Origin of the sequence: Undibacterium sp. JH2W (assembly GCF_049340425.1) — a bacterium.
Classification (GTDB): Bacteria; Pseudomonadota; Gammaproteobacteria; order Burkholderiales; family Burkholderiaceae_D; genus Undibacterium.
Window position 1 is genome coordinate 1 of record NZ_JBMPOT010000051.1, and the last position, 2,520, is coordinate 2,520.

The 2,520-nt window shown below is 39.8% G+C and carries 2 protein-coding genes; both read left to right on the forward strand.

What is annotated here, in order from left to right; genetic code table 11:
- The first annotated feature begins 253 nt into the window (after positions 1 to 253).
- Positions 254 to 1,318 carry a hypothetical protein gene (locus ACO0LC_RS29010; protein WP_423009712.1) on the forward strand — a complete coding sequence of 355 codons (1,065 nt, stop codon included), beginning with the start codon at positions 254 to 256 and terminating at the stop codon, positions 1,316 to 1,318.
- 3 nt (positions 1,319 to 1,321) lie between these two features.
- Positions 1,322 to 2,398 carry an ATP-binding protein gene (locus ACO0LC_RS29015; protein WP_423009714.1) on the forward strand — a complete coding sequence of 359 codons (1,077 nt, stop codon included), beginning with the start codon at positions 1,322 to 1,324 and terminating at the stop codon, positions 2,396 to 2,398.
- Positions 2,399 to 2,520 lie beyond the last annotated feature (122 nt).

Below are 2,520 nucleotides of genomic sequence, written 5' to 3' on the forward strand. Positions count from 1 at the left end.
TTATAACCGCCAGCGACGTCACTCGCGTCTTGGCAATATATCGCCAGCCTTATTTGCTGAAAATTTTAATCGGCACTCACAGGCAGCTTAGAACATGAGTGTCCGCTATTGACAGTACACCTCAGGCGGATACTATGCAATTAAAGGGTTTGAATTTCAAATTGATAAGACCATTATTGAGCTATTTGAGGCCCCCCTTGAATCGGATGAAATTTCAATCGAGCGTATTCAAGACCTCAGCTCTAACGCATTTGTGACTCAAGTTAAGTATAAGGAAACTCAGGACTTTGCATTTTCAAAAATACGGGAACCAGTGGTTCAACTTATTGAGGAAGCTTATAGCGACAAAAGTGCCAGAGAATATTTCTTATATTGCCATTTCAAGGACCGTTCGGAGTCTACACATACTTTCACCATAAACGAGCTTGAAGATTTACTCAAGATCGCCTTAGGCAAAAAGCCTTCTCAGGCTCACCGAGATAAGGTAAATCGGATCAGCAAGATTACCGACGACATGAAACAAAAATTCGTGAAGCGATTCAAAATTAAGTTTGCGCCGGACCAAGTCACAAATTTTTCTCGTGTAATTACGCTCATTGCTAATCAACCTTTCTGCTCTAATCAAGATGAGGCACTCTTCTTTTATTGCTTTATATCTGATTATTTCCGCAAACTAGTAACCAATAATGCTGACCCTTCTAAGCGAAAATGCACTCGGCAAGAAGTAGTTGCGGCGCTGCAAAGTGGAAAAAGAAATATATTCTATTCAGCATTTTCTGAGTACGAATCCAGAGAGAAATTCTTAGCTATCCTTAAGAAACGCTTTCAACGCCCATTAGCATCTCAGACCGCATTTATTTTCATCGGAAAACGCGAACACCATGAATTGACTGACATCGGTGACTTACTACTCAAGATCATTAATCAGCATTTTCATAAGGCTGTGTACAACGTGGAGCCTATTACTTTTGTCCTACATGATGATGATTGCGTTAGTGCAAAGAAGTATTTGATAAAGAATGACGTCGCAATTAATGATGGTTACGAAGCGATTGAATTTAGCAATGGCATGTTCAACCGTCACCATATTTCAATCAGGAAAAGCAATAGGGGGAAAGCAACCGAATCGCTAGGAGAAATCTCATTCAAGGCGAGAGTGATCGGCATTAATTCGTTTCGAAAATTAACGGGGTTCAGTTTTCCTCCAGAAAAAATTTATTACTTTGGCGTTGACGAAGAAGGTATCTTTTCTAATGTGCCGATGTTTAGTGTTGATTCGATTAACGCCAAAGAAATTTGGCATTTATTCCAGAAATAAATTATGAATTCAGATAATTTCAAAATTTCTAGCGTTTCTTCGACTGCTTTGGTAATTGAGATAATTGACCCATCCCAATTCGACGGAGTGTTCGGAATAGGCAGTTACGTCAAAGTCCCCTGTCGTGGATATGTGGACCAATATGTCGTTGGGGTGGTAGACAATTACAAAATTAAGGATACACAATCTTCTGACCCTACAGTTCCTACCGCATCACCATCGTTTCTCTTGGACGTTCATTTAATCGGAATGCTTTATGGCAAAGCAGGTAAATACTCGTTTAAGCGTGGTGGACATGGCATACCTCTGCCGCCTAACAATGGTATAGCGATTCTTGAAAAACAAGAGCTAGACGGGATATTTGCTACTGACTTGGCCGTAGCTGATCGATTGACTTTTTCGAGTCTCGCAAACAATCCTAATATTCGTGTTCCAATAAACGGTAATAAATTTTTCAATAAGCATTTTTGTATTGTCGGCTCTACAGGCTCTGGAAAATCTCATACCGTTGCCAAATTGCTTCAGTCCGCAAAGGACTCAAAATCTTCTCAGTACGCCGGTTTGAATAATTCACACATTGTTATTTTTGACATTCATGGTGAATATAAAAGTGCCTTTGACGGATGCAATTACTTAGATTCGTCAAAAATAAAAATACCGTATTGGCTTTTTGATGGAGAGGAACTAGGGGAGCTATTCATAGAGAGCAGTGAAAATAATTCTTACAACCAGATATCGCAGTTTCGCCACGCTGTAGTGGAAAATAAACGCCGCCATAATACGGAAAAGAAAGTCTATTTTGATTCTCCATTAAAATTCAAAATTGGGGAAATTTTGAGATACATCCGAAACATGAATGCGGAGTTGGTAAACAAAAAAGGGGGGAAGATTCCGGAGGACAAGCAGGGAATAAAAATCGTTAGTCGAGTACCTAATTATTTTGATAAAGAATATGAGTTTGAAAAGGTTAACGCCGATTTTGTGAATGGCCCTTATACAGGAGAATTTGAGCGGTTTCTAATGCGATTAGAGAACACTATTAATAATCCACGCCTCGACTTCATTTTCAAGGATGTCTGAGGTGTACTGTCAATAGCGGACACTCATGTTCTAAGCTGCCTGTGAGTGCCGATTAAAATTTTCAGCAAATAAGGCTGGCGATATATTGCCAAGACGCGAGTGACGTCGCTGGCGGTTATAAA